Origin of the sequence: Nostoc sp., assembly GCF_036917975.1 — a bacterium.
Lineage (GTDB): Bacteria > Cyanobacteriota > Cyanobacteriia > Cyanobacteriales > Nostocaceae > Nostoc.
The window spans coordinates 27,519-48,987 of sequence record NZ_JBALEJ010000062.1 but is presented as its reverse complement, the minus strand read 5'-3'; the positions used below and the strand labels follow the sequence as shown (position 1 = coordinate 48,987).

Sequence of the window (21,469 nt, the reverse complement as noted above, 5' to 3'; positions counted from 1 at the left end):
ACCCGCCTACGCGGGTTGAAAAGCTTGATTTTGTGTTAGTCCGCGCAGGCGGACTTTGCTTGTGTAGCCGCGATTTCCAATCGCCCAGAACTTTTCAAATATCCTCCTACACGGCATTGAGAATTATGCCGCTCAAATAGTAGGGAAAGGTCACTCAGGCGGCATTCTGAATTAGTAATTAGCAACTCAAGCAACACTAGAAACTGAGTTACCGCACGACTAATAGTAGTAGCATCAAACAAATCGATTTTGTAGCACCATTTCCCTTCAATACTTCCTAATGTTGTTTGTTGAAGATAAATATCCCAATCAAATTCTGCTGTTTTACTTTCAACTGACCAGGGATGAACAGTTAAATTTGTCAGTTTTAAATCTGATGGAGGCAAGAAGTTAAACATCACTTGATATAGCAATGAATGGCTTGGTTCTAGTTTTGGCTGTAGTGCTTCTACTAACTTCACGAAGGGAATTTGCTGGCGATCGCAGGCTGCCAAAAAACATCCACGCACCTGAGACAGCAACTCGCTCAGACTTGGATCGCCCCCTAAGTATGTACGTATTGGCAATGTGTTAATGAAGCATCCAATCAGTTCTTTTGTTTCCAATTGCTGGCGATTGGCAAAGGGAGTGCCCACAATAATATCTGACTGTCCGGTGTAATAAAATAGTACTATTTTAAAGGCCGTTAGCAGAGTCACGAATAGAGTTACATTGTGCTGTTGGCTCAGATGTTTAAGAGCATTTGTTAGGCTCTTAGGGATGATGAAAGTTTGACTTGCACCTTGAAAAGTTCGTATTCGTAAGCGCGGACGGTCAGTAGGTAACTGTAGTAAAAGTTTGCTGTTTCCTAGTTGCTGCTTCCAGTAGTCAAGGTCAGATACGAAAGCAGGACGAGCAACCCACTGCTGTTGCCAATGGGCAAAGTCAGCATATTGGATGGGTAAATCGGCAAGCGGTGAGGGCTGACCATGAGAAAATGCTGCGTATAATTTTGTTAGTTCCTCTAAAAACACACCCACAGACCAACCATCACAAACTAGATGATGGATAGTTATTATTAGTAAATGCTCGGCATCAGATAGCCGCAGCAACTTAATACGTAATAAAGGCTCTTTTTCTAAATCGAAAGGCCGGTTTTTTTCCTCATTCACAAATCTTTGAGCCAGAGTCTTTCGCTCAGTTTTAGACTCAGAAAGTTTCCGCAAATCTACTACCGAAAACGGCAATACGGGCTGTTGAGCAATTTTCTGAACCACTTGTCTATCTGCGATGGGCTTCTCTCCGAGACGCTCCGCGAACGCCCCGCTGGAAGCTATCGCAAAAGTAGTCCGCAGAGTTTCGTGACGACGCACAATTTCCACAAGGCTTTGTGCTAGGGCGGTGACGTTGAGTAAACCCGTCAAGCGATAAGCCAGGGGAATATTATAAATGGGAATGCCCGGATTTAATTGAGCTAATATCCAAAACTCAAGCTGAGTTAGAGAAATTGGCAACTCTTTTGTGTTTCTGGCTACTGGTTTGAGAGATGGAATCAACTCATTTTGGTGGGATTCTAAAATCTGTTGATCTAGCTCAACTACCGTCGGGTAGTCAAACAAACAGCTGATGGGTAACTCCACCTTGAAGGTTTCTCGCAATCTAGAAATGACTTGCATTGCTGATAAGGAATGCCCTCCCAATGCAAAGAAGTTGTCGTAGATGCCAACTTGTTCCAGCCCTAAAACATCGCTCCAAATTTCTGCTAGAACCTCTTCAGTTGCAGTACGGGGTGGGATTAACTCTGTAGAAACGTTACGTGTTTCCCGACTCAAAGGTGCTGGTAAAGCGCGGCGTTCTATTTTACCACTGGGGGTTAGAGGTACATCCAGCAATTTTACAAAAGCAGAAGGTAGCATATATTCGGGTAGCTTTTGTTTGAGGTAACAAAGCAGTTCGCTCGTGTCTAGGTGTTGTTTGGGGACAATGTAGGCGACTAGGCGCTTGTTTCCTGGTTCGTCTTCTCTGGGGATAACTACTGCTTCTCTTACCTGTGGGTGTACGGCGAGTACGGTTTCAATTTCCCCTAGTTCAATGCGAAAGCCCCGCACCTTCACTTGATTGTCAATTCTACCGAGAAATTCGATATTGCCATCAGGTAAATATCGAGCGCGATCGCCTGTTTTATACAAACGACTCCCGTCTTTATCAATGAATTTCTCAGCCGTCAATTCTGGGGAATTAATATAACTTCTAGCGATCGCCACGCCGCCAATATACAGTTCTCCAGCAACTCCAATGGGTAATAGTTGCAGATGGCTATTAAGGATGTAGATTTGCGTATTTGCGATCGCGCGACCAATGGGCGGAAGTGGCGAAGCATCTTTTAAAGTAAAACTTGTTACCACATGGCTCTCCGTTGGCCCGTACTGATTTTGCAGTGTACAACCAGGAAGTTCTCTAAAAAAGTTGACTAAAACAGGAGTAACTTGTAACTGTTCTCCAGCAGTCATAATCTGTCGCAAAGATGCAGGATAGGATTTAGCAATAGAGGCAGCATTGGCTAACTGCTGGAGGGCGACGAAGGGCAAAAATAGTCTTTCTATCTTTTCTCTGGCAATTAACTGTAATAATGCGAACCCATCTTTCTGTATTTCTGCGGTGATTACAACTAAAGTTCCGCCACTACACCAGGTGGAGAAGATTTCTTGAAAAGAGACATCGAAGCTGATGGAAGCAAATTGCAAGGTTTTGGCACAACTTAAAGCACTTTCGCCCATTTGCCAATATAAAAGGTTCACTAGAGAGCGGTGACTCATAGCTACACCTTTGGGTTTGCCGGTTGAGCCAGAAGTATACATGACATAAGCCAAGTTCTCTGGTATCACTCCACTAACAGGATTTTCCTGGCTATTTTGGCAGAAATTCAATGTATCTAAACAGACTACTGTTAATGGTTGCCCAGATAAAGTAATTGATGAATCTGTCAGCAACACCGATGCTTGAGAATCACTCAACATATAAGTTAAGCGTTCTTGGGGCGATCGCGGATCTAATGGTACATAAGCACCACCAGCTTTGAGGATTGCCAAAAGTCCTATTACCATCGATAAAGAACGCTCAACGCAAATCCCCACCCGCACTTCTGGTTTTACCCCAAGTTTTTGGAGGTGGTACGCTAACTGATTAGCCTGAGAATTTAACTGCTGGTAAGTCAGTTGTTGGGATTGAAAAGAAACCGCTACTGCATCTGGTGTTCGTTCCACCTGTTCTTCAAATAACTGAGCAATACATTTGTGGGGATAATCTACTTGGGTATCATTCCATACCAAAAGTTGGCGTTGCTCGGCAGCAGTTAGCATGGGTATCTCGCTTACCGTCTGCTCAATGTTAGTTACCATCCCCTCTAACAAAGTCACAAAATGCCCCATCATCCGGTTAATTGTTTCCCCATCAAAGCGGCTACCATCATAAAGAATGCGTAGGGATAATTCTTGTCCTGGTACAGCGATGACTGTGAGCGGATAATTGGTTTGTTCAATGACGCGCCGTTTGGTAATCTGGATACTGCCACCTAGATTTGATAAAGACGTATCTTGTGGGTAGTTCTCAAATACTACAATGCTTTCAAACAAAGGTGATTCTGGGGGAATTTCACTAACAGCCTGAATTTCTACTAACGGACACCAAGAATACTGCGATCGCTCTACCTGTTGAGCCTGCAATTTCCTCAGCCATTGCCATAAAGGCTTTGCTGCTGGGATTTTCACCCTCACTGGTAAAGTATTAATGAATAGTCCCACCATCGATTCCACCCCCGATAAGGTGGGAGGACGACCGGAAACAGTTGCGCCAAATAACACCTCAGACTCATCAGTATAGCGACTGAGTAAAATTGCCCAAGCTGCTTGCACGAAAGTTGAAAGTGTCAAATGATACTGCTGTGCCTGGGACTGTAAAGCCGCAGTTATAGTTGCCGATAAACAGCACTGCTGCTCGTGGTAAGTTTTTGGTTGTGGTACAATCTGCGCCTCACCCCGATTTAGTTGCAAACGGGTAGGATTAGTAAAGCCTTGAAGTTGTTGTCGCCAAAATATTTCTGCTGCTTTAAAATCTTGTTGCTGTAACCAATTTATGTAATCTCGGTAAGGACGGGGAGTATTTAAATACAAATATTTGCCTTTAAGTAAAGCATTATAAAACGCAAAAACTTCTTTGCAGAGAATTGGCCAACTCCAGCCATCAATTAGTAGGTGATGAAAACTCCAGACAAATTCGTAAATATCATCAGCGATTTGAATTAAGCTAAATCGCATAAGTGGAGCTTTGTCAAGAACAAAACCTTGGACTCGATCTGCTTCTAAAAAAACTTCTAACTGCTCTTGTTGTTCTTCTAAAGATAACGAACGCCAATCATAATTATGCCAAGGCAACTCCACACCCTTACATACTACTTGCAGAGGTTTTTCTTGCTTTTCCCAAACTACAAGTGTACGCAGAACTGGGTGACGCTTCATAACTCGCAAACAGGCTTGCTGAAGCACTGTAATATCAATATTTCCAGAGAGCGTTAAACAGAACTGCTCAAGATACACCCCAGATTCCGGCTCATACAGAGTGTGGAAAAGCATACCCTGTTGCATAGGAGAAAGAGGGTAAATAGATTCAATATTCTTATTTTTAATTATTTCCAGTTTGGTCATAATTCATAATTAATAAACTACCCATCTCCTATCCTTCTCTCCGACTCTGCACCTCTGCGTGACACTAAAACTGAAAATAAACAAAAGGTTGAGGATTAATGGCTGTCAGTCGAAATATTGCTGAAACCAACACCCCAAAGAAAACAGCAAAACTCCAACTAGGAATTTTACGCCACCAATCAGCAAACCAACCCTTATAAGCTGCCCAGTGGAGCATAATTAAAGGTATAAAAATCCATGCAATTTGGAGATTGAGATTTTGAGAACCAAGAGAAGTCAAGGACAAAAAAGATTTCTCTATTTGGATCGCACTGCTAAGATCGTTACTTCTAAAAAAGATGGCAAAAGCGCAAAACCAGTAAAATGTAATGGGCATACCTAGCATCTTTCTTAAAGGTAGCAATGCCTTATAAGAAGCAACCCAATCTGACCATTGTTTTTGAATAACTAAGGCGATACCATTTAATCCACCCCAAATTACAAAATGCCAAGCAGCGCCGTGCCAGAGTCCTGATAAAAGCATCAAAATGAGAAGATTTCTGTATTTAAAAAGTTCTGTACGTTCAGATTTTGGTCGCCTTCTCATTAAAGGAACATAGATATAATCTCGTAACCAACTGTAGAGAGTAATGTGCCAACGTTGCCACAAATCAGTTATATTACTGGCAAAGTAGGGAAAATTAAAGTTTAGAGGTAGTTTGTATCCAAGTAACCCAGCAGTAGCGATCGCCATATCTGAATAACCAGAAAAGTCGCAGTATACTTGGATAACAAAAGCAATAACAGCAACCCAACAACTCAAGAAAGTATAATTTTCTGGATTACTGAAATACTGTTCTACTAAAGGTGAAAGATTATCCGAAACGCACGCTTTCTTGAAATACCCCACAAAAAAAAGTATTAAACATCCCCTAAAATCAACCTCGCCTAAATTTTTCGGGGTTAGCAGTTGCGGTAAAAAAGTAGAAGCCCGGACAATAGGCCCTGCAACCAGTTGCGGGAAAAAAGTTACAAATAGAGAAAAATCCCAAAAATTTCTCACAGGTTTGAGTTTACCTAGATAGATATCCAGGGAATAACTCAGAGTTTGAAAGGTGTAAAAACTAATGCCTGCTGGCAAAATAATATTAAGGATTTTAAGACTTAGGGGTAAACCCAAAAAAGCTAATAAACTGGCAGCAGAATCGGTGAAGAAATTATAGTATTTAAAAAATCCTAATATTCCGAGATTTGCTACTAAACTAAGTATCAACCATGCTTGACGTTGTTGCTGATTTTGTGGCTTATTTAGCAAGCCATCCCAATTCCAAAAACTTGTAGTTTCTTTTTTTTGTACTACCTCAGTGCTGAGAATATCTTGTATTTGCAAATCACTAACCTGCGGTCTAGATAGCATTAAACCGACAAAGTAATCAATGACTGTCGATAGCAAGAGCAAAAAAAGGAAGCGCCAATCCCAAGCACTATAGAAGATATAACTACAGATTAACAGCCAGAATTTACGATGATTGTGTTTCTGTAAAGCCCAATAGACGCAGAAAACAACCAGAAAGAAAAATAGAAACCGAAATTCCGTAAATATCATAAATTATTTAAGTATTGAGCAAATTTTGATGCTAATAAAAGTGTGAATTCTTGAGCGCCTTGGTAATTGAGATGGGCGCTATCAATTCGGCGATCCACCTCATATAAATTACTAAACTTATTGGGATTATTAAAAGCAAATAGGGTATCTATATATCCTGATTGATATGCTTTGTAAAGAGCAGATGGGTTGGAATCAGTCTCTAGGAGTGGCGGAATAAAAAAGACAGCTTCAATTTTCTTATTGTTAATTTGCTGTTGTTCAATTCGGGAAGCAATATTTTTCACCATTTTCGATCCATATATTATGGATGGATTATTAAATGCACTTTCTGAATTTAAAGTGGCTAATTTTATTTGTTCATTTTTGAGATTTTTTTGATAAGTATCCAAACCATTTGTTCGGAATATAGTCTTCCACTTCTCAGCTTTTTTTTGCCAATCTATGGCGTAATATCCAGATTCTTGTAGGAGTCTATCTTCAGATACTTTTGCTAATGGATCTGCATTTGATAAATCTAAATTTAATATTCTTTCCTGCCAGAAAGTGGAAAGCTGACCAATTCCTAGCCATCGGTAGATAAAGCTTTGGAAATTGGCGTAAATATATGGAGCTTTTACTTGCCAACTATCGATTGATGATTCTAAAATTAATTGGAAATTTTCTATAGTTTTACGAGGAGTATGCCAGTATATTTCTTGAGCAGAAGTAGAGCCAATATTGGTAAATAAGTCAACTGAACAATCTAGAAATATCCACTTTAAGTTTGCTGGTTTTAAAGCCAGAATTTTTTGTAAGTAAAAATCTATTTCTGATACGTTTGCACCTGCTATGCCAAAGTTGAAAGATTTTACACTTTTACCCTCTGTTATCATGTATTCATCAAATAATTTTGGAATTACCCCAAAGTAAGTAGTACTTGGCCCCAGAAAAATAGCGTCATAATCATCTTTGTGTTCAGTTAAATATTGCCATTTAACACTAATTTCACCAAGATTTTGGATAGTCTTGTAATAGGGTAAAACTATATTTAAGAATCCAGAACAAAGAAATATAGTAATTATAAAAATTAAACTATAACCAAACATAACTAGTGGTCTTAACATGATTTTTCCTTAGATATTTACAACTACATCTATTTCTGTCTTTGTTAATTGCCAGTTCACCTTCAGGTTGAGCCAGAAATTCCAAAGTGTCACACAAGCGATTGCTACCAATTTAGCTATGTATTCATTCACTTGAAATTGATAAAATAGCAAATTTACAATTAGGCTATTGAAAGTCAGTCCAATTAAACAAATGAGATTAAACTTAACAAAGCGTTGCAGCTTTTGACTGTTTTTCTGCTGAAAAGACACATCACCAAATGTCCATAAATCATTCCAAAGAAAATTATTAATAATTGCTATTTCTGTGGAAAGGATTGCACTCGGAGTTAACGCCAAACATAACGAGCTATGAAAGCAATAGAATGCTCCCAAGTCTACAAATACTCCACTAAAACCGACTACAGCAAAGCGGATAAACCTGCTAAAAAGTGCGGAATGGAGATAAAAGGGGACTTTACCTCTCAGATAATTAATATTAAAATAGTCAAGATATTGCTTCATTCAACTTCTACTTTTTTATGTTTTCTGATTTTTGTCGAGTTGCCAAAATCCTTCAAGTGGGTAGACTAATTTAAGTGAGTTAGTTTTATCTTGCTGGAGTTGATGAGCTAAACTATTTTCCAGGTCGTCAACAAAGAAGATAGATTTATAATCTTGAGGCATTATTGGTAATTGGTTGTTTTGTATGGGAAGTAAGGAAATTTTTGGTTCTAAACTATGACTTAATGTGAGGATGACTCCCAAGTTATAATCATTTTTATTACTTACTAATAAAACATTATTATTAGATTGGTTAATACGTTTACTCATTGCCAGTAAATTCTTGCCACCTATTTGTGGCCACCAAGTTTCAGCCTGAAAAAATCTAACATCAGAAACTAGCCCAAAGACGAGTAATCCCACCAGAATGAATTGCCAAAAGGTTTTCTGCCAACTCTTCGCCAAGAAAAGATGGAAAGCTAAAATATAGACTACAGCAATTTGAATACTGAGGTATAACGGTATTTGATAACGAAAATGAATAGAGCGAATTCCCCCAAAAGCTAGATCATAGAAAAGCAATGTTAACCCTGGAAATCCCCCTAATAAAGCAATAAATAAATTAGTGTTAGTTGATAAATATTTGGTCAAAAAAATAATAATATAAATAATTAAAAATAAGCTAAATATTATCGTAGGAATACTATAGAATAAAGGACTTTCAGAAGCTAAGTTATTGACCCAAGCATCATCAGAAGCCAAATTAAAGTCAAAAAATATACGGCTAATTCGACTAAGCCAAATCCCAATCAGGTCGAAAGGACTATCTGTTTTAAATGTTATCCACGACAAGAGATTTGTGGCTGTGTGAACCTGGGTAATGAGTACAATAAGCCAGGGTGAAAACATCAAGCAAGCGGCAATAGAACTCAGCAGATAATTACGCAGAGTTTTGTTAAGGAACTTCCAAATAAAAAAATATCCAATTAACTCTTGTGGGGTGGGCGTCTCGCCCGCCCTATGGACTGGGCGGGCAGGATGCCCACCCCACAATATTGGATAATTTATTTCTTGAAGTTCCCTAAAGCGAAACCATTGGCTAATAAGTATATAAATGCCATGAGCGATCGCAACCATTACTGTCAATAAATGGGTGTACAATCCTAAAGCTAGGGCGAGAGCATACACAGCCCAACTCAAGTAACTTTCTCGGCGCATGGCTCGTAATAAAGCTGCACTTGATACTAGAATCGTCACCATCCATAAACCGTATTCTCGTGCATCTTGGGCAAAGAAAACCTGCAAGGGAGAAACCCCCATCACAGCCATTGCTACCCACCCCACGAGTGATGATTCAAATAACTCTAAACACAGCCAATACACACTAGGAAATACCAACAGACTAATCACTGCCGATAAACTCCTGACTCCCGCCGGCAAATCCCCAAAAACTTGCGCCCATAATCTCACCATCACATAATACAAAGGTGGATGTTGCGGGTCTGAAGTTATTAAATAACGCACTGTATCAGCAACATTTCGATCTGGGTTAATGCGTTGATATTTGTCTAAAGTAATAACAGTAATTACACCTTCATTATTGTCCAAATCGCTAAAAAATTCTTGTTTAACCTCTGCTAATGAATGACCAGATATCGCCAGCGATGTAGCAGTTTCATCGTACCAATACACTTTTTGCCCTAAATGGGTAAAGCGAAAGAAAATACCTAATCCAATCAGGCTAATTACCAGAAATTTTAACCAATTTGGAGGATTTGACCTTGCTAGCAATTGTATCAACCCTTTTTAAAGTAATGTATTAATTACGAATTACGAATTACGAATTACGAATTAGTAGCTATCCTTTTGGCTGCTTGAAATATTCCTGTGCAAGAATAGGTGGATACTTAGGCACTTCATCTATATCCAAACAAGTCTTAATAGAGTTAATTGGAGCATCGTAATTAGGGCCAGTAAAAAAAGCGCACGAGTATCTTTGTTTAGCACTATGAGATTGAGTTGGAACTATAACTCGATGTCGTGTAGCGCTAAACTTATCGTTCGTCCATCGCTGCATTAAATCTGCCACCAATACGATAATTGCATCAGGAACGAAGGGCGCTACAACCCATTCTCCAGCATTTGTATATACTTCTAACCCTTCGGAATCTTGAAATAAAAATGTCAGAGTACCTATATCGGTATGTTCTGCCAGATAAACTTTTCCTAGTTCGGGAGGCTGATATATAGATGGATAGTGATGCAAAACTATGCCGTGATTCTGTTCAGAATATAAATTTGTAAAGTAATCTTCTGGAATTCTTAGAGAAATAGCTAAAGCTTGGAATACTTTCAAGGCGCTTTCGTGACAACCCGTGAAAAATTCCAGCATCACTTCACGAAATTGAGTCGGATTTTTAGGCCATTTATTCGGTTCAAAAAAAGGATCTTCAATCGCACCAATTTCATCGGGAGTAATTTCTTTTCCAAAATGAAATCCTTCAGTCATTAGCTCATTAGCGTTGTGTTGATCTTCACTTTTTTTAAAATTATGATATCCGCGAAGATTCCGGTCTGGAAAGAAAGATACTTGTTCTTTTTCATGCTCAGGGAGTGCAAAAAAAGACTCTGTTTGTGAAAAAACTTGAGCGATTAGACTTTGAGAAATACCATAATTTTTGAGGTAGAAACATCCGACTTCGTGAATAGCAAGAGAAATTTGTGCAGCGACAGCTTCTTTTGCGGTTGAGTCACCTGTAAGAAAAGGATTGAAATCAATGATAGGAATTTGCATACAAACGATATCCTCTTTAGTTAATCTCAGTCAGTTTCAAGTCGTAAGAGTTCCAAAATGTTCCTAGTAGGGCAGAGTGTTCAATACCTTGGATATGATTTCGTACTGCCACCATTGATAAAGGGTTAACTAGATAAATAAATGGCAGATACTCCTGAGTAATTTGTTGAGTTTCTACATAGATAGCTTTACGCTTTGCTTCATCTACCTCAGACGCAGCTTGAATGTATAAATTACTAATTTCCCGTTCCCAATCTGCTATCTGTCGCCCTATTATCGGCGTTTGTCCTGCTTGGGATTGTTGATTAAAAAAGTGCCAACCCTCTTCAGTCAACCAAACATTGGCCCAATCATTTGGTTCCTGCCCGACAGCAACCTCAAGCAATTGACACTCCCAATCGAAAGTTTGAGTCAATTTGTTGATGAAAATGCTAGCAGCTACGGGATTAAAATCAACAGTTATGCCAAGGTTACTCAAGTTTTGTTTTATGTGTACTCCCATCGCCTGCAATGCATTATTATTAGCATTTGTCATTAAGCTAAAGCGGACAATATTGCCTTGCTTGTCTAATAAATGACCTTGATTGTTATATTTAAATCCTGCTTTTAGAAGTAATTCTTTCGCTTTTTGAAGATTGTAGTCATAGACAGTTTGGACGGGGAAATAATACTTGCTTTGTACAGCAATCGGTGAATTTTGCAGTTTACCCAATCCCTTATAGATATTGTTGAGTATTTGTTGGCGGTCAATTCCATAGGCAACTGCTTGTCTAAATTCTACTGTATTGAACCAACGAGATTTTATGGGATCGACGAGTGCTTGACCATTCCTACTGCCTTTATTGAGATTAAAAGTAATAGCAGTTGATCCGACAAAAAGACCGCCATTATAGATAGTAAATTTTCCTTTACTTTCCTCATGTTTTAATAATGAAAAATAATCAGTATTGACGCTGATGTAATCCAATCCTCCAGAACGAAATTGGATTAAAGAAGTATCTTGATTAGGAATAATTTGCCCAATTACACGCTCGATATATGGTTGTGAATTGCCTTGAGTATCTTTGCGCCAGTAGTAAGGATTTTTGCGGAAAACTATTCGCTGGCTCGGAGTATAAGATTCTATTGTATAAGGGCCGTTGACAATAATATTTTCTGGGGGAGTATCAGTTCCCCAAGTAGACATAAATTTAGGACTGCCTTTCTGGTCTTTTGTTTTGACGCTTTCCCGAAAAATATGGGCTGGTAAAATTTCTAGTTTTGTAGCCCGAATAAATGGAGCAAATGGTTCAGGTAATGTAAATTCTACTCGCAAATTATCAAGTTTTCGCACAGTAGGGAAGGTACGATTTTTACCAATTATGAAGAAGTCTTTAGCGTAAGTAGGAATGTCTGGATTACGGTAAATTTCATTGTAGGTAAAAACGACATCTTCAGCCGTTAGTGGTTTTCCATCTGACCATTTTAGCCCTTTTCTGAGGATGTAAATTACTTTTTTATTGTCTTGGGAAGTTTGCCAAGATTTGGCTAGATTAGGTTCAATTTCTCCACGGGCATTTTCTTTAACTAGCCCTTCATAAGTATAGTTTAAAATATAAGCCGATTCTAGAATTAAAGCTGGATTGAAAGTTGTGGGTTCAGTTGGGAAAGAGACAATAATTTCAGATATTGGTGTTGCTTGGATTTTTAAGGTAATTTGATGATAGATAATTATGGCGATCGCAGTTACAAAAGCCAGTAAAATTACTAGCCAACGATGACGCATTAAAGTATATTTTTTAGTATTTTTTAATAACTGATAATACGACATCGCAAAAACACTCCACAATTTATCCTTCACTAGGTTGAAATAACAACCTATGGGCATCTTCTAATAAAGTTGGTATTTTGTCAGCATGGGGACTATGACGCAGACAATCGCCCAGATCAAATTCTCTCACTCGTTCTGCTGTCAGACCAGGAAACCAAGGATCGGCAGTATTTAAGTGATTGTAACGCCTTGTAGCATATTCCCACATATCAAAAGCGATCGCTAAATTTCGTAACCATAAAATAACTGGAATATTAATCTCACCAGGAGTTTGGGGATATTTGGGTAAACCAGTGTGCCAAGTAGAATACCAGTCTTTTCCCAGTGAGGCGATCGCTTCTTTTTCTAAACGGTTTAAAATTGGTAATAAAATCTCATCCGCTTTGTCTAAAAGTTCTATAACCTGCAAGTGTTCGTCAAAATCTGATGGTTTAGATGCCCCTAAGCTAAGAGTATGCACTTGCGGATGACTCAAACAAAACAAATCGTTAAACACCATCGCGCTGAGAGGATGGCACAAATCCAATAACTTTTGTGGAGGCTTATAGAGCATACCACCTTTATCTGATGGGCTAATAATAAACACCCCCATATCGTGACGTGTGGCTACTTCAATAGCAGGCCAATTAAATTGATTAATGTAGTACCAATGGAGATTTACATAATCAAATTGATTGGTTTCAATAGTTTTAATAATTAAGTCTGTTGGTGCGTGGGTAGAAAAGCCAATGAACTTTACCTTACCTTCAGCTTGCAATTGTCGTGCTACATCAAGACAACCATTAGGACGAATGCTATCTTCAAATTGTTGGTCATAATTAATGCCATGCAGTGTTAATAAATCAACGTAATCTAGCTTTAAGAAAACCAAAGATTTCTCAAACAAACGGCGAAATTCTTCAGAGTCAGATATAGGCGCAACCTTAGTCTGCACAATAATTTTTTCTCTAGGCAACTTAGGTAAAATCGCTCCTAATTGCATCTCAGAAGTTCCATACATTCTGGCAGTTTCGATGTGATTGATGCCAACTTCTAAAGAACGGCGAATAGTGGCTTCTAGATTCCGTTGATTTTCATCGGGAATTTTATCTTGAGGAAGTTCCTCAGATTCAGTATAGATGTAACGCATTCCGCCGCAAGAAAATACTGGCATTGCTAATTCTGTACGCCCAAATCTACGATATTGCATCATAAATGTGTTTTGATAAGAGCGATTTATTAATGACTTTTTGCCGAAATCAAACCCCGCATTACTTTGAGATGAAACATCAAGTATGATTTTTCCAGATATTGCAGGTGAGGTTGAACTAACTCATGTATCTTGGAGTATTTAGAAGGTGGCATACTTGGATAAAGATGATGCTCTACATGGTAATTATTATTCCAGTAATAAAACCTAACGATTGGGTTAGAAATCATTGTTCTTGTATCATTCCATAGGTTGTGATTTAAGTCAGACTCACAGCCATAGTGATCTGTAATGCTGAAAATAAACCCGAATGGAGAAGCAAACGTTATTAATGGTATCCAGTAGCCAAAGAATAAAATCCCAGGAAAAATTACGGTTAATCCTGCCATTAATATAACCCAACCCAATAGTAGCCAATTATTTTGTAAGACAAATTGACGTTGTTCTGGTGTTTTAAAATAGCTCAAATAAAAGCTAGTTGGTAAAGATGATTCCTCTTCTGTATGGCTTTTCAAAGAGTCTAAATATAAATCTTTTGTCACTAGCCACCAGTTCTTCCAGACCGCCAGGGGATAAAAATATGTCAAGGCAAGAAAATAGGTCTTAATATTAGGAAATGTTTGCCAGGCTGAAGTATCTCCTACGATTTTACCTTTAATTTGTGCTTCTCGATGATGCCCGATATGAATATATTTGTGAAACGAAAAATTCATCAATAATACTAATGATAAGAAGGTTCCAACGAATCGATTAACCTGTTTTGATTTGTACAAACTACTATGAGAGCAGTAATGTATTGCCGCAAAAAAACAGACAAATAAAAATCCTTGAACCAACCAGATTAATAACCATGCTGCCCAGTTATTCAACCAGAAACCAATAGCTGCGAGGATGAAATATGTACTAATGACGACAAATGTTTGAATAATCGGTCTAAATCTAGGAATCTCATGCAATAGACGTATTTCTTCATTAGATATTTGAGTAAGTTCTCTAATACTAGGTCTGGTATTCTCAATTATTTGATTGTTTTCTGTAAGTTCCATTTTTTTTCACTTCTAAATTGATATTTTGTTGGACAGAGCAGATGAAATATTAGATAAGTAGGCGAGTATAAATCGAAGTAGATTAATTAAGTATTAGCCGTAGGGTATGTTATGCCGTAGGCTAACGCACCTTGGATTGTTGATGGTGCGGCGCTTGGCGACAACACACCCTACATGAAAATTCCTTAACTGTTTAATTGATATTGGATTGCTTCTGCGAGTTGAACTATAGTAGGTTTCTCAAACAGGTAGATTAAAGGAATATCTACTTGGAAAGCTAACTGTAGTTTGTATATAACTTCAAGAGCTTGAGAAGAATGTCCTGCCAATTCAAAAAAGTTGTCTTGAGTGCTAATTTGTTCTAGCCCTAAAATTTCTTTCCAGATAGTTAACACAACTTCTTCGATAGGATTTTGAGGTGTAAGAAAGTCCTTCGATATCGGGAATATAATATTTTGAATTGGCAATTTTGGAGCTTCAGATATTAAAACAAGTTCAGCGAGACGTTGATTGTAATTGGTCGTTATTTTTTCCAGCAAAGTCTGAAAATTATCGACCATCTTAGTAATAGTGGACTCTGCAAATAAATCGGTTCTATATACAAGCAAACCTTCAATACCTGTTGATGTTTCTTCGAGTGTTAAATCTAAATCAAACTCTGCGGTATCCTTGGTATCTCTGCCAATAAACTGCTCCTTCAAAACTAGATTGGCAAATTCTAAATTATCCCCTGGCGTATTTTGAAAGACAAACATTACTTGATTTATTAATGTGTAACTAGAGTCTCTCACTGGCTGGAGTTCTTCTATTAGCTTGATTAAGGGCATTTCTTGATGAGCATAAACACCCAAAGCTACCTCGCGCACTCGGCCAAGTAGTTCCCGAAAGCTGGGATTTCCTCCTAAGTTGGTACAAAATGGCAGTAAATTGACAAAGAAACCAATCAGTTTCTCAGTTTCTACTCTGGTGCGATTGGCAAGGACGCTGCTGACAATGATGTTTTCCTGTCTTGTATAAGAGAAAAGTAATGTTTGGAATGCTGCTAACAAGGTCATAAACGGGGTTACGCCTTCCTGTTGACTCAGCGCCTTGAGGGCATCGGTTAATTTCTTTGAAAGAACTACTGGTTGACTTGCACCTTTGAAAGTTCGCACCGACGGACGGGGATGATCAGTTGGTAGCTTCAGTACAGATGGATTACTGCCTAAATGCTTTTGCCAAAACTCAAGCTGAGACTCTAATACTTGCCCTTGTAACCACTGTCTCTGCCATTGGGCAAAGTCGGTATATTTGATGGGTAACTCAGAAAGAGGCGATCGCTTATCCTGAGAGAAGGCTGCATAAAGTTCTGCTAGTTCTTGGGTGAGGATACTAAAAGACCAACCATCAGCAACAATATGGTGGGTGACGGCAACGAATAGATATTCTTGTTCATCCAAGCGCCAAAGCTTGCTGCGTAATAAAGGGCCTCGTGCCAAATCGAAAGGCTGCTTAATTTCCTTCTCAGCCTCTTGTGTGGCTTGAGTTTCGCGCTCAGTTTCGCTGATGTGCCGGAGATCGATTACGGAAAAGTCAAAGATAGGCTCATTCACAACAGCATAAACGACTTGCCCATTTTTCACCTGAAAGGTCGATCGCAATGTCTCATGTCGCCGGACAATTTCTCTTAAACTATCTGATAATGCTTTCTCGTTCAGCGCGCCTGTGATGCGATAGACCAAAGGCAGATTATAGATGGAATTCCCTGGATAGAATTGGTCAAAAAACCACAACTCTAGCTGAGTTAAAGAAATTGGTATTGGTTCGTTTTGGGGGGGAAGTCGTTTTAAAGATAACTCCTGCCCGTCTGGTGCTTTAGCTATGACGATTTTTTGGGCTAAAGGTGCGATCGCTGGAGATTCAAATAAACTTAAAAGGGGTAATTCTATGCCAAAGGCTTTGCGCGTTAAAGCAATAACCTGAGTTGCTAGTAAAGAATGTCCCCCCAAATCAAAGAAGTTATCGTCAATGCCAACTTGTTCTAACCCTAAAACATCTCTCCAAATTCCAGCTAAAATTTCTTCGGTGGGATTACGCGGTGCAACAAAAGTTTGACCTAATTCCGGTCGGCTGGTTGTGGGTTCTGGTAGGGCGCGACGGTTTACCTTACCATTGGGTGTAAGTGGGAAAGATGCCATTTCTACAAATGCTGACGGAATCATATAATCTGGCAATTGCTCAATTAAAAAAGTCCGCAGTTGTTCGACTGTTACTGACTCTCCCGGAATTGGCACAAAGTAAGCGACTAAATATTTTTCCCTGGCACTTTCGCCATGCACTTTTGCTACTGCTTGGTTAATTTGGGGATGTTTGCTCAAAACGGCTTCAACTTCTCCCAATTCAACACGGAAGCCCCGGATTTTTACCAAATCATCTATGCGTCCCAAAAACTCAATATTCCCATCCGGTAAGTATCGAGCTAAATCCCCAGTTTTATAGAGGCGGGGATTGGGGATTGGGGACTGGGGATTGGGGAGAATTTCTGCTCCTCTGCTCCTCTGCTCCTCTGCTCCCCCGCTTCGACTGAAGGGATTGGGGAGAAATTTTTGATTGGTCAAATCTGGACGGTTGAGGTAGCCACGAGCTAAACCATCACCACTGACGTAGAGTTCCCCAGGAATGCCAATGGGTAAGAGTTGGAGATTGCTATCTAAAATATAAACTTGCACATTGACGGCAGCCTTACCAATGGGGGGATAAATCGGCCATTCATCTGGTTTTTGGCTAAAAGTATAAGCTGTAACTAAGTCTGCTTCCGTGGGGCCATAGAAATTGTAGAGTGTACAATTTTCCAGACGCTTAAACAGCTTAATCATCGGCTGAGTAATTTGGAGTTGTTCGCCACAAGCGATCGCTTCCCGAATATTCTGAAATAGATGTGATTGCTCTCCGTATATTTCTGCTAATTGCTGCCAAAGGCTAACTGGTAGAAAAACTTTGCCAATGGGGTTGTTTCCGAGTAAGTGGATTAATTTATCTAAATCTTTGCGATCGCATTCAGAAATCATATACAGGGTACCTCCAAAGCCCCACGCCACGGATATTTCGTGATAGCTGACATCAAAACTGAGGGAGGCAAACTGAAGCACACCAATACCTGTAGCCATTTTTGCCTGATGGTGTTCTACTAAATTGGTGAGCGATCGCTGAGTAACAAGAGTGCCTTTAGGAGTGCCAGTAGACCCAGAGGTATATATGATATAGGCTAAATTATCACCTGCTACTTCAACTTGCAGATTACTCTCAGATTCTTTGGCGATTTCGTCCCCATGTTGATCTAACACAATTAGACGATGAGCCAAGTTGCCATTAAATAATGACTGCAAATGCGTTTGAGTTAAGACGACTGGTGCTTGAGAATCGTTGAGCATGAAGGCTAAACGCTCTTGTGGATAGGTAGGATCGAGGGGAACGCAAACTCCCCCAGCTTTGAGAGTTCCTAAAATAGCGATCGCAGCTGCTAGCGATCGTTCCACACAAATACCCACCGGTACATCTGGTTTCACACCGAAGCGTTGTAAGTAATGGGCGATTTTATTGGCTTGCTGGTTTAACTCTTCATAAGTCAACTGTTGGTTTTCATATACCACCGCCAAAGCTTGGGGTGTTTTTTTAACTTGTTCCTCAAATAACTGATGGATGCAACGATTGATGAGATGTGCTGGTGAGTTATCATTCCACTTAACTAACAGCAAATCTTGTTCAGATGGAGTGAGTAGCGGTAACTCGCCTGCGGTGCGGTGAGGATTGATGGTAATTCCTTCCAACAGGGTGAGGAAATGACCAGCCATGCGATCGATAATGTCTGCATCAAAGCGTTGGCGATCGTAGTAAATTTTCACCGTCATTTCCTCGCCAGGAATTGCCAGCAGTGTCAGAGGATAATTGGTTTGTCCCCTGTCTTGTAGCTTCCCGATGCTCAAGTTTCCAGGAAGTTGCTGCAACGTTGCATTTACCGGATAGTTTTCAAATACAACAATGCTTTCAAACAACTGTTGAGTTCGAGGAATTTCACTCACACCTTGAATATCTACCAGTGGGGTGTATGAATACTGCTCCCGCTCTATATATTCTTGTTGCAACAACCCCAGCCAATTTAACAAATCGGTTTTCTCAGGGATTTTCACCCGTGCCGGCAGAGTATTAATAAATAACCCCACCATTGACTCTACACCAGATAAAGTATGGGGACGACCAGATACAGTAGTGCCAAAAACCACATCAAATTCGCCACTGTAGCGACTGAGTAATAGCCCCCAAGCGGCTTGTACTAATGTGGCAAGGGTCAGATGATGTTGTTGAGCAAAGGATTTTAAAATAGTTGTTGTTTCAGCTGATAGATTTTGCGATCGCACCTCAATATCTTGTTGTTGGTGAAAACTCTGTCCTAGCGATCGCTCACTTACCAAAGGCGTAGGTGCAGAAAAACCCTCAAGATTTTGTTGCCAAAACGCCTTCGCTCCAGCTAAATCTTGTTGTTGTAACCAATTAATATAATCTCGATAAGGACGAATAGGAGCTAAATATAACTGTTGACCATTTTGAATTGACTCATATAAAGCAAACAATTCTTTGAAGATAATCGGCCAACTCCAGCCATCAAGTAGTAGGTGATGAAAGCTCCAAATAAACTGGTATGTTTCATCAGCTACCCGAATTAAAGCAAAGCGCATGAGGGGAGCTTTGTCAAGTTCAAAACCTTGTTTTCTATCTGTATCTAAGAAAGAATTGAGCCGGATTTCTTGCTCTTGTTGAGAAAATATTCGCCAATCTAAATTAGACCAAGGCAAATTCACTTGTTTACGCACTACCTGCACTGATTGTTTGCGATTTTTCCAAACAAAAAGAGTCCGCAAAGCCGAATATCGCTCTACCAAACGTTGCCAAGCCCGTTCAAATATACTTGGATCTAAATTGCCATGAAGAGTTAATTTAAACTGCTCAAAATATATTGTCGATTCCGGCTCATAGAGAGTATGAAATAACATCCCCTCCTGCGTAGGCGACAGGAGATAGATAGATTCAATATCTTTACTTTTACTTTGGTTTTGTGCAACTACCATTGTTTTATTTCTTTAAAAAAGATGATATTAATTACTTAATTTATCTCTATCAAGCCATCCTAAAATCTTCTCTGTCTCTTTTCTTTACGCCCTTTGCGCCTTTGCGGTTAGTTAAAAAAAAGTAATTGTCACAAATCAAATAAAACCCATCAATCTAAAACCTAACAAATCCCTTAAAAAGCAGACGTTGACAATCCGCCATCGACGGGAATAGTAACACCCGTAATATAACTAGCACATTCTGACGCTAGAAAGGCAACCAAATTAGCAACCTCATTAGAATAACCGCGACGACCAAGAGGAATATTATTATTCGTTGCTGCGATGATTGAATCCACTGTCCGGCCTTCCTGTTGGGCAAACACTTCTAAATATTCTCTATGCCTTGGAGTATCAATCAGACCAGGATTAACAGCAGTAACTAAAACATTCCACTTAGCAACTTGCGTAGCAACAGTTTTAGTAAAATTTATTAATGCAGCATTCCCCACTCCCGATTTTACAAGACGGCTAGAAGGTTCTTTTCCTGATGTTCCTACAATATTGATAACGCGCCCCCATTGCTGATTTTTCATTGTAGGTAGCACCAAATTAGTCATGCGAATATAACCCAGTAACTTGCCTTCAAAGACAGTTGACCAATCTTCATCAGACAGATTTTCTACTGGTTCATTAGAAAATCTAGCACCTTCAGAATTATTAACCAAGATATCAATTTTTCCAAATTGGCTGAGAGCTTCTTGGACTAAATTTTGGGAATCACTTGCATTTTGGACATCAGCACAAATGGGGATAACTTTTGCTTGATAACCAACCAAACCTTGATAAGCTTGTTCTAATCGCTCAGAATTTCTCCCACAAATTATTAACTGACAACCTTCTGCTGCCAGCTTTTGGGCAACGCTATAACCAATACCAGCACTTGCTCCTGTCACTAAAGCTACTTTCTGTTTTAATCCTAAATCCATGATAAATATGCCTTTAAGAAGTAGCGATCGCTGTTTGTGAAAAAATATTTTTGACTGAGAAATCAGAACTAGGTTTAATCAAAATTTCAATCAAAGATACTGTTTCATCAGAAAGATTATGTCCTCCATAGGGAACATTAGCAGGAGCATAATAAACACTACCATGTTCTAACTGTCGTTCATGTTTTTCTATGGCGATCGCTAATTTACCATTCAGGATTATTCCCATTATTTCACTAGTAGATGAGCGAATTGGTATTATTCTTTTGGGAGGAATCTTGGTAATTAAAATCTCAAACCAGGAACCAACAACAGACTGGCGATCGAAACCTGTAACTTCGTCTTGATTGGGTGTAACTTTTAAAATCTTCTCCTCAGCTTCTTCAGAATTTGTGATGCGTTTTACATCAAATGCTAATGCTGTTTCTGAGAAATGATTGATAGAACCATGAAGAACATTAGAACCAGCTACATAAACTTGTCTAAGGGGTTCCAGAATTTCTTTAGTCCCGTTGAGGTTAAATTCCAAACGTCCCGCAATTTGCATTCCAATTTGACTTTCGGGATGTTTATGTAATTCAAAAGTAGCTCCTGGGGGAATAGAGACTAACTGCACAACTGTGTCTTCACACTGAAATACAATTAACTCTACGTCGTGATTAATTTTGATGGTTTTTGGTTGGGGAAAATATTTAGACATGACTTAC

12 protein-coding genes are annotated in these 21,469 nt (G+C 39.2%); all 12 read right to left on the bottom strand.

From position 1 onward, the window contains the following. Nucleotides 1–35: 35 nt before the first annotated feature. The 12 genes from V7K76_RS24650 to V7K76_RS24595 all read right to left on the bottom strand — a co-directional run bounded on the left by V7K76_RS24650 (nucleotide 36) and on the right by V7K76_RS24595 (nucleotide 21,462). A complete protein-coding gene (locus tag V7K76_RS24650) occupies nucleotides 36–4,679 on the bottom strand; it encodes an amino acid adenylation domain-containing protein (RefSeq protein ID WP_334777468.1) in 4,644 nt (1,547 codons plus the stop codon). 64 nt (nucleotides 4,680–4,743) lie between these two features. Beyond that, entirely contained in the window at nucleotides 4,744–6,264 is a 1,521-nt protein-coding gene (locus V7K76_RS24645) for an MBOAT family O-acyltransferase (RefSeq protein ID WP_335030114.1), read from the bottom strand. Then, a complete protein-coding gene (locus V7K76_RS24640; protein WP_334777470.1) occupies nucleotides 6,261–7,370 on the bottom strand; it encodes a hypothetical protein in 1,110 nt (369 codons plus the stop codon). Before V7K76_RS24640 ends, V7K76_RS24645 begins: the two co-directional genes overlap by 4 nt. A 9-nt stretch (nucleotides 7,371–7,379) precedes the next feature. Continuing rightward, nucleotides 7,380–7,874 carry a GtrA family protein gene (locus V7K76_RS24635; protein ID WP_334777471.1) on the bottom strand — a complete coding sequence of 165 codons (495 nt, stop codon included), beginning with the start codon at nucleotides 7,872–7,874 and terminating at the stop codon, nucleotides 7,380–7,382. Between the two features lie 15 nt (nucleotides 7,875–7,889). Next, nucleotides 7,890–9,644 (bottom strand): glycosyltransferase family 39 protein, encoded by a 1,755-nt coding sequence (locus V7K76_RS24630; protein WP_334777472.1) that lies wholly within the window; start codon nucleotides 9,642–9,644, stop codon nucleotides 7,890–7,892. Nucleotides 9,645–9,711: 67 nt separating this feature from the next. After that, complete coding sequence (locus tag V7K76_RS24625) at nucleotides 9,712–10,647, bottom strand: isopenicillin N synthase family dioxygenase (RefSeq protein ID WP_334777473.1); 936 nt, start codon at nucleotides 10,645–10,647, stop codon at nucleotides 9,712–9,714. A 16-nt stretch (nucleotides 10,648–10,663) separates the two neighbouring features. Beyond that, entirely contained in the window at nucleotides 10,664–12,457 is a 1,794-nt protein-coding gene (locus tag V7K76_RS24620; protein WP_334777474.1) for an ABC transporter substrate-binding protein, read from the bottom strand. 19 nt (nucleotides 12,458–12,476) lie between these two features. Beyond that, nucleotides 12,477–13,646 carry an aldo/keto reductase gene (locus V7K76_RS24615; protein ID WP_334777491.1) on the bottom strand — a complete coding sequence of 390 codons (1,170 nt, stop codon included), beginning with the start codon at nucleotides 13,644–13,646 and terminating at the stop codon, nucleotides 12,477–12,479. A 29-nt stretch (nucleotides 13,647–13,675) separates the two neighbouring features. Then, nucleotides 13,676–14,692, bottom strand: coding sequence for a fatty acid desaturase family protein (locus V7K76_RS24610; protein ID WP_334777475.1), 1,017 nt, complete (start codon nucleotides 14,690–14,692; stop codon nucleotides 13,676–13,678). Between the two features lie 185 nt (nucleotides 14,693–14,877). Then, complete coding sequence (locus tag V7K76_RS24605) at nucleotides 14,878–19,794, bottom strand: amino acid adenylation domain-containing protein (protein ID WP_334777476.1); 4,917 nt, start codon at nucleotides 19,792–19,794, stop codon at nucleotides 14,878–14,880. A gap of 173 nt (nucleotides 19,795–19,967) precedes the next feature. After that, the gene (locus V7K76_RS24600) at nucleotides 19,968–20,762 is read right to left on the bottom strand and encodes an SDR family oxidoreductase (RefSeq protein ID WP_334777477.1); all 795 of its coding nucleotides are present in this window, start codon (nucleotides 20,760–20,762) and stop codon (nucleotides 19,968–19,970) included. Nucleotides 20,763–20,775: 13 nt separating this feature from the next. Next, a complete protein-coding gene (locus tag V7K76_RS24595; RefSeq protein WP_334777478.1) occupies nucleotides 20,776–21,462 on the bottom strand; it encodes a cupin domain-containing protein in 687 nt (228 codons plus the stop codon). Nucleotides 21,463–21,469: the final 7 nt, after the last annotated feature.